Source organism: Desulfobacula sp., from assembly GCF_021107415.1.
The window spans coordinates 1-8,053 of sequence record NZ_JAIOSW010000409.1 but is presented as its reverse complement, the minus strand read 5'-3'; the positions used below and the strand labels follow the sequence as shown (position 1 = coordinate 8,053).

Here is an 8,053-nt window from a genome sequence, read left to right as displayed (position 1 = left end):
TCGCTCATGAAAACTCCATCAATTTAAAATGTTGATGATACTTTAACCATTTTATCCGGGCAAAAACGATAGGCCGTAACCCGAATTATTTCCTTTGCAGACAATAATCTTAAACTGTCTTGCAATAACGTCTATATTTAGCGTTATTCTATATTAATATCTTGTTTTCTTGTCAAGATAAATAGTGTCTGAACGAAAATGTTAGTCAATAATGGTTAAGCGTAGCTGTGGAGTCCGCTGAGCACATAGTTTACCCCAAAATAAGTAAACATCACAGCAAGAAAACCGATAATGGATACCCATGCCAGCTGTTTTCCATGCCAGCCTTTCATCATTCTTAAATGCATGAAGATGGCATAAACAAACCAGGTGATAAGAGACCAGGTTTCTTTAGGGTCCCAGCTCCAGTATGTGCCCCAGGCCGAATTGGCCCAGACCGCACCGGTAATGATACCGATGGTAAGGAAGAGAAATCCGAAGACCACCATTTGATAGGTCAACTCATCAATGAGTTCCCAGGACGGGAGTTTTGCAAAAATGGATGTGGCATCAGGGTTTTGCGGCTTTACAAAATACATGAGACTGAACCCGAATGCCACAGCAAAGCCGGCATACCCTAGGAAACAGGTAATCACATGGGCAATGAGCCAATTGCTTTTAAGTGCAGGGATTAAAGGGCTTATTTTACTGTTGATATCAGGAGAAAGAGAAGCATATGCAATGGCAAGAAATACCAACGGTGTTGCAAACACGCCGATAATGCTTTCTTTGTATTTGAGTTCAACAAAAATATAAAGGATGGCAACCGTCCATGAAAAAAAGACCAGGGATTCATACATATTGGCAAAAGGTGCGTGCCCGTAACCTATCTGGTAGGATTCAATCCATCTTAAGATAATGCCTATAGTATTGTCTAAAAAGCCTATTATAAGGACAATAAACCCAAGCTTTGCAAGGACTTGCTTTTTAAAGGTGAATGATCCGATATAAAAAACTGAAGCCAGTGCATAAATAAATGTTGCCGATGATAATGCTAAAGAACTGTCCATAAGAATTATTTACCCTTTAATTGTATAACAATTTTTTGAATTTTAAGTTTCATTCCCTGGCTGTTTCGATTGGTGGTCCCTGAAATGCTGATTTTTGAAAAATTATTTTTATTGTTTCTAATTTCAATAAAATAAGACTGATGAGACATAAAAAAGGTAATCCAGCAACCGATGATCATTAAAATAAATCCTGAATAGACGTACCATACTCCAGGATCTTTAGTAACCTGAAGGCCGGTATAATATTTTTGTTCAAATTCTTTAACCACAAAGGCAAAGGTTCCCTTTCTCATTTTATCAAAGGTGGGAAATTTTACTGGAAGACCAATTTGAAAACTATTGCCATCCTTTTGAGTTATCTTTCCTATAAATGCTTCTCCAAGGTTATTACCCCTGAAATCAAAATGCGGCATAAACCCTTCAAGCTTAAACAGGCCCTGATCTTCCGGCAATTGAATTTCCTGTCCGACTTTAATGGTTGTATTTGTTACATCCTTGTCGGATAGTCTGATAATATCAAGAATGATGCTGTCCGGCTGAGCAGTACCATAAGAGGCCTGAAAAATATTGATGCCTTTATATCTAAGTGGGTGATTAACGAGAATATCTTTGGTGAAACTTTCTTTACCATTCTCAATAATTGTCAGATTTGATCTAAATTCCTCAGGTGCACCCGTATCATAATGTTTTATAAAAAAATTATTACATTTTATGGAAAAACCAATGTTGATCGGCATCCTTTTTTTAACAATAAAAGCCGTATCCGATGTTTCACCCTCATCTAGCCGCAGGTTGGCTTTAAACCCGAAAAGTGCTCCGATCAATGCACCGATAAAAAGTAAAAGAATGCTGGAATGGATCACATATACACCGATTCTTGTCCATCGTCCTTTTTCAGCATACAGGACTCTGCCTGAGTCAGTCTCTTCTTTTATTACTTTTCCAACAGTTTTGGATAAAAAAGTTTCATAGGGACCGGATAAAGATTTAACATCTTTATTGACAGTAAACGTTTCAAGATTTTTCAATTTTCTGAATCTTTGGGGGTTAAACTTAATTTGTTTTGGGAAAATAATTTTCCAGGTAATGGAAAGGCGTTCAATTGAGCATACAACTATATTGATACAAAGTATGACAATCGACAATAAAAACCACCAGGCATGGTACATATCATCAAGCTTGCAAACCGTAATCAGATTGTAAAAAACTTCGCCATAAAGCCTCAGGTATTCTTGTTTGGTACCATTCTGGAGAATAATAGTTCCGAAGATTGATGTGGCTGCAAGAAGCACAAGTGTATAAACCGCCAGTTTTACAGAACAGAAAAACTGCCAGATTTTTTCGGGAATTGTTTGATTTTTTTTCAAAATATTTTCTTTCTTATTAATTGTCTGTTATTTCTTTTTCCAGGTATATTTCCTTTTCCAGGCACATGGATAAACCCGAATTTCTTCTTACAGACAGGTTTATAGCTTTTTTAATAATCTCTATATTTCCGATAATAATGATGTTTGTTTTTGCCCTTGTAACTCCCGTATACAACAACTGCCGTGTCATAACAGGAGACAGTTTATCCGGCACTATAATTAAAACCGTTTTGAACTCAGATCCCTGGCTTTTATGGATCGTTATTGCATATGCAGCATCATGCCCTGGAAGATCTGATGCTCGATATTGTTTTATTTTATTTTCCAGAGACTTAAAAAAAACGGTACTTTCTCCTTTTTTTTCAAGAACAATGCCGGTATCTCCATTAAACAGGCCTTTCTTATAATCATTTGTATTCACCATGATTATCTTTTTAAAAAGTTTTCCCTGTATATCAAAATTATTATCTGACCGCAAAATATTTTCACATACATGATTAATTTGTAATGTTCCGTATTCCCCGGAATTATGAGCACATAATATTTTAAAATTATCCAGTTCATTCACTGCAGCCTCAACCGTATCTGCAATGACAAATGGTTTATACCCCTCTAAGATATACTTCTTAACCGCGCTTACAATAGGAACATTACCCTGGAAATTTTCAAACACAAGATCAGGATACCGGCCGGATATTAATATCTCTTCAAGGCATTTCCCATCATTGTTATTAATAGCTTTTGACAGATTTTCAATTCCTGTTTTTCCTTTGGATCTGAAATTATATTCAAGAAAAAATATATTTGAGAATAATCCTTTCACGCTGCAGATATCACTAAATATCGACCCTGCCTGTATGGATGACAATTGATGTTGATCTCCTAAAATAATCACTTTAGCTTCCAAGGGCACGGCTTCCAAAAGCCGAGTCAATAATGAAATATCAATCATCGAAGCTTCATCGATAATGATCAAATCTATTTGCAAAGGGTTGTTTTTATTATAATAAAATCCAGGTCTATTCTTTAATGGCTTTAAAATGGAATGGATGGTACTTCCCTGGTCCATTTTTGATGCAGCCTTTCCTGTCGGTGCCACACAAATTATTTCAGGAGCAGGCAGAGAGAGTTTTTCTGCAGATAAAAGAAACATCTTTTTTATCACGGTGGTGACATATGTTTTTCCGGTCCCGGGCCCGCCTGAAATAATCGTAAAATAATTGAATACTGCATTTTTTACTGCTTTTTTTTGGTGAATGTAATGTTTACCGGGCTTAGGAAAATATAATTCTAGCATCTCATCAATTATTGCTTCATCCATGTTTGAAGGTTTTAATGAGACCCTTTGGGCAATATTTTTACTTAATCGGTTTTGAAAATTATAATATTTTGAAAAATAAAGCTTGTGATCACAATCCAGAACCAGAGGGGTTTGGATATTGTCTGAAATCATTAAAGAATGTTCTAATGCATTTATCCAGATATTTAAATCAGGAAATTTTACCAGGTCATTGCTGGTTTGGGATACAGACCGGACCGTTCCGGACATTTTTTGAATATCAAGACAGATATGCCCTTCAAACAATAATTTTGAAACAAGTGCGCAGGATATCAGAACAATGGGTTCTTTCTCATCAAATGCTCTGGCCATTGATCCGGCAAAATAATAATCCAGATTTGAAAAAAAATGTTGTTCAAATAAATTATCAAGATCAAATGCGGTATACTGACTCATTCTCTTTCCAGTTTGTTATCGAATTGAATTAAATTAGTTATCAGTCTTATCAAGAAAAAACAAGAATATTGGGGAATTATAGAATGGTTTGATATAAAAAATTATGTGAATTTAAACGAATCTTGCAACTTGCGGGCTTCTTCTATCTCTGCCTCTACGGCGATTACTTTTAAAAGACAGGCTGACGATTACACCATCTCTTATGCTGCTTCTCCGATCTCTTTTTTGTTTTCTCCGGTCTCTTTTGGATTTTCTGCTAACGGTCTTTCTTCTCTCTGAAAAACCATCAATCTTGTATGGAGAATCAATTGATTCATTTCGGATAGGTATTATTTTGTAATCAAAGGTCATGGTTCTTTTAACCCTATTAAGTTTATATAAACTTCTTACCTAACCATTAACATCGTCAAGAGTTATAAAAGACTTTAATTTTTCTGTTTTGATTCTTCTATATATTTATCAATCCTTAAAAATGGAACATAGAGGGAATCAAATGTAAGTATGTGATTTGTCATCCAATCTCTTAATTGTATGATCACATCATCTGTTAAATTTTCTATATCTTCCGAAATCTCGCGTCGCAAACTGATAAAGCTTTTAATAAATTGGCGATGGGCCTTTGAATGGGCTCCGAAATCAGGATATCCCTTTTTTTTCATATATTTTTCTTCTGTACTGAAATACAATTTACTATGTTCGCTTATCTCGGAAATCATATTTATACACAGTTTAAATTCTAGTTCTCCTCTCTTGATATCAATCAGTTTGTTGAATAGCTCAAACATCTTTTTCTGGTAGGCATCTATTTCTTCAATATCGACACTATATTTAGGATCCCACGCTATTTTTTCAATATCACTCATTTTTATCTCCTTTTATTTTTTTTTCTAAGAAAATTGTTCCCAAGACAGCTATAGAAATAATAATGGCAACAGCAATAGTAAATTCAAATCCATTCTTGCCAAACTTTGGATAAATCACAAAGGGAACAACATATAAATACAAAACCATATGAAAAATACCGATTCCTATAATGCGAAGAAGCACTTTTCTTTTCATTTAATTTTCTCAAGCAATTTTATGTGAATATTATCAAATCCACCATTTGACATTATTAAAACAAGATCTTCGGGTCTTAATTTGGGTACCAGAAAATTGATAACTTCATTATAGTTTTTAAAATGATATGCCGCAATCCCCTTTTTCCCTATATCATTCACAAGTTCCATGGTGGAAAATTTATCTTTTTCCAATATATTTTTTTTAATGCCGGGTTCACAAATACACACCATATCTGCATCCAAAAAAGAATCAGGATAAGTGTCCTGAAAAAAATTTCTCATGCTTGTATTGGTTCTGGGTTCAAACACAGCGATCACCCTGCCATTTTTATAAAAGGGTTTGACCGCCTTGATGGTCTCTCTGACTGCTGTCGGATGATGAGCAAAATCATCCATTACAGTGATGCCATGTTTTATACCACGAATTTCCTGCCGCCTTTTTATGCCGGAAAAAGTGTTTAAAGCATTGATAACATTTTTATCACTAATTCCTATTCTATTGGCCACTGCAAGGCAGGCAAGGCAATTAAACAGGTTATGCCGGCCCACCAGATTTGTTTCAATTGAAATTGCTTTATCAGGTCCTTGCACATCAAAAAAAGTTTTTGAATTTCGTTGCAAATGGTTTGAAAAAGACCATTGAGCTTGTTCGCCGTATGTCTCAATAAAGGCAACACAAGAGGCAAGAATTTCTTTTAAGTTGTCATTATCATTAAAAGCAATGATATGACTGTCTTTTTGTATTTTTTTAACAAAAGTTGAAAAGATACTCTTGATATGGTCGATATTGGTGAAGATATCTGCATGATCAAATTCAATTCCTGTCATAATGGTAATATCAGGATCATAATGCATAAACTTTGGCCCCTTATCAAAAAAGGCAGTATCATATTCATCCCCTTCAATCACCATATACTCGCCGTTTCCTATTCTGAAACTCGAATTATAATCCTTTAAAATACCTCCAATCATAAAAGACGGATCCATCCCTGCCGTATACAGGATATGAGCCATGATGGAAGAGGTGGTTGTCTTCCCATGGGTGCCTGTAACCAGGATAATCTTTTTATCCTTTGCAATAAATTTATTCACTGCCTGGGGCATTGATAAATAGGGAATATCCTTTTGCAATACTGCCCGGGCTTCAACATTCTGCCTTGTTACAGCATTACCGATAATCACAAGATCAGGGGCATCGTCTAAATTGGCAGGATCATAACCGACAAAGAGTTTAATTCCCTTTTCATCTAAAAAATCACTCATGGGCGGATAAACATTCTGATCAGAACCCGAGACGATATACCCCATCTCTTTTAGTATACAGGCAAGGGTTCCCATTCCTGTCCCGCAGGCAGCAATTAAATGTATCTTCTTTATCATTATACTTTAAAGAGCCGCCATTGCTTGTCTTGCTATAGCAATCGTCTGATCAATATCTTCATCTGAATGTGCCAGAGAGACAAAACAGGCCTCAAATTGTGAAGGGGCAAGATAAACACCTTTTTCAAGCATCATTCTGTAAAATTTCGCGAACCGGTCCAAATCACATTTTTTAGCATCATCAAAATCATAAACATCTTCATTTGAGAAAAAGAATCCCGCCATAGATCCCACATGATTGGTTTTCAAGCTGATCCCGGCATCATCTGCAGCAGACTGTAATCCATTCATCAGTTTTTCAGTCTTGTTATCAAGTAGTTCATATACATCATTGTTTTGAAGCTCTTTCAGGGTAGCAATCCCTGCTGCCATTGCCAGAGGATTGCCTGAAAGGGTTCCCGCCTGATATACATTTCCAACGGGTGCGATATGATCCATAATTTCCTTTCGGCCTCCATAAGCTCCAACAGGTAAACCACCGCCAATCACCTTTCCAAAGCAGGACAGATCCGGTGTTATTCCAAACAACCCTTGAGCAGATCCTTTTGCAACCCTGAATCCTGTCATCACTTCATCAAATATCAGGACTGAGCCAAATTTTAAGGTATATTCCCGCAATATTTCAAGAAAACTGTCCTTCGGAGGCACCATCCCCATATTACCGGCAACAGGTTCAAGAATAACTCCGGCAATCTTATCACCCATTTTTTCCATAATTTTTATAAATCCCTCAATATCATTGAATTTCAGGGATAATGTATTTGAAATAACAGACTCAGGCACACCAGGGCTTCCAGGGATACCTAAAGTCGCAACTCCCGATCCTGCCGCAACAAGAAGCGTATCAGCATGACCATGATAACAGCCGTCAAACTTGATGATAATATCCCTGCCGGTATATCCCCGGGCAAGACGAATGGCACTCATGGTCGCTTCAGTACCAGAGTTAACCATTCTTATCTTTTCCACCGAAGGCACCATATCAATAACAAGACGGGCAAGATCTGTTTCAAGTTCAGTTGGAGCACCAAAACTTGTCCCGGTTTCAAGAACCTTTGTCAAAGCTTCAATAACACAGGCAGGTCTGTGTCCTAAAATTAAAGGTCCCCAGGAAAGTACGTAATCAATATATTCATTTCCATCAACATCATAAATTCTGGCTTTATCTCCCTTCTCGATAAATATTGGCTGACCACCCACTGAGCCACAGGCTCTTACCGGAGAATTTACCCCCCCTGGAATTAAATTTTGAGCTTCTCTAAAAAGATTTTCTGATTTTGATATAGACATACTTTTATTCCTTATTTAAAAATCATAATTTCATCATATATAAACATTTGAGTATATCAAACCTGGAATTAAAGGGTCAATAGATATTTGAATAGCCTAAAAATCTATTGACATTTTTTAGATTGGCTGTTAAATTTGCCGCGTTAATTTTATGGGCCGTTAGCTCAACTG

General features: G+C 36.3%; 7 protein-coding genes. All 7 read right to left on the bottom strand.

Annotated features, from left to right (window positions below; translation table 11 throughout):
* Positions 1 to 215: 215 nt before the first annotated feature.
* The 7 genes from ccsB to hemL all read right to left on the bottom strand — a co-directional run bounded on the left by ccsB (position 216) and on the right by hemL (position 7,882).
* Positions 216 to 1,049 (bottom strand): c-type cytochrome biogenesis protein CcsB, encoded by an 834-nt coding sequence (gene ccsB / locus K8S13_RS20695; RefSeq protein ID WP_291465586.1) that lies wholly within the window; start codon positions 1,047 to 1,049, stop codon positions 216 to 218.
* Positions 1,050 to 1,054: 5 nt separating this feature from the next.
* Positions 1,055 to 2,416, bottom strand: coding sequence for a cytochrome c biogenesis protein ResB (locus K8S13_RS20690; protein WP_291465584.1), 1,362 nt, complete (start codon positions 2,414 to 2,416; stop codon positions 1,055 to 1,057).
* A 16-nt stretch (positions 2,417 to 2,432) separates the two neighbouring features.
* Positions 2,433 to 4,151, bottom strand: coding sequence for an exodeoxyribonuclease V subunit alpha (gene recD, locus K8S13_RS20685; RefSeq protein WP_291465583.1), 1,719 nt, complete (start codon positions 4,149 to 4,151; stop codon positions 2,433 to 2,435).
* 425 nt (positions 4,152 to 4,576) lie between these two features.
* Positions 4,577 to 5,014, bottom strand: a complete 438-nt coding sequence (locus tag K8S13_RS20680) for a bacteriohemerythrin (protein ID WP_291465581.1) — start codon at positions 5,012 to 5,014, stop codon at positions 4,577 to 4,579.
* Positions 5,007 to 5,210 (bottom strand): hypothetical protein, encoded by a 204-nt coding sequence (locus K8S13_RS20675; RefSeq protein WP_291465580.1) that lies wholly within the window; start codon positions 5,208 to 5,210, stop codon positions 5,007 to 5,009. The genes K8S13_RS20680 and K8S13_RS20675 overlap by 8 nt, the downstream gene beginning before the upstream one ends.
* The gene (gene mpl / locus K8S13_RS20670; RefSeq protein ID WP_291465577.1) at positions 5,207 to 6,592 is read right to left on the bottom strand and encodes a UDP-N-acetylmuramate:L-alanyl-gamma-D-glutamyl-meso-diaminopimelate ligase; all 1,386 of its coding nucleotides are present in this window, start codon (positions 6,590 to 6,592) and stop codon (positions 5,207 to 5,209) included. Before mpl ends, K8S13_RS20675 begins: the two co-directional genes overlap by 4 nt.
* Before the next feature lie 6 nt (positions 6,593 to 6,598).
* Positions 6,599 to 7,882 carry a glutamate-1-semialdehyde 2,1-aminomutase gene (gene hemL, locus K8S13_RS20665; protein ID WP_291465575.1) on the bottom strand — a complete coding sequence of 428 codons (1,284 nt, stop codon included), beginning with the start codon at positions 7,880 to 7,882 and terminating at the stop codon, positions 6,599 to 6,601.
* Positions 7,883 to 8,053 lie beyond the last annotated feature (171 nt).

Bases quoted from the DNA above. Each gene is read 5' to 3' on its own strand.
- ccsB (WP_291465586.1), bottom strand. From the start codon at position 1,049: ATGGACAGTTCTTTAGCATTATCATCGGCAACATTTATTTATGCACTG.
- recD (WP_291465583.1), bottom strand. From the start codon at position 4,151: ATGAGTCAGTATACCGCATTTGATCTTGATAATTTATTTGAACAACAT.
- K8S13_RS20680 (WP_291465581.1), bottom strand. From the start codon at position 5,014: ATGAGTGATATTGAAAAAATAGCGTGGGATCCTAAATATAGTGTCGAT.
- K8S13_RS20675 (WP_291465580.1), bottom strand. From the start codon at position 5,210: ATGAAAAGAAAAGTGCTTCTTCGCATTATAGGAATCGGTATTTTTCAT.
- mpl (WP_291465577.1), bottom strand. From the start codon at position 6,592: ATGATAAAGAAGATACATTTAATTGCTGCCTGCGGGACAGGAATGGGA.
- hemL (WP_291465575.1), bottom strand. From the start codon at position 7,882: ATGTCTATATCAAAATCAGAAAATCTTTTTAGAGAAGCTCAAAATTTA.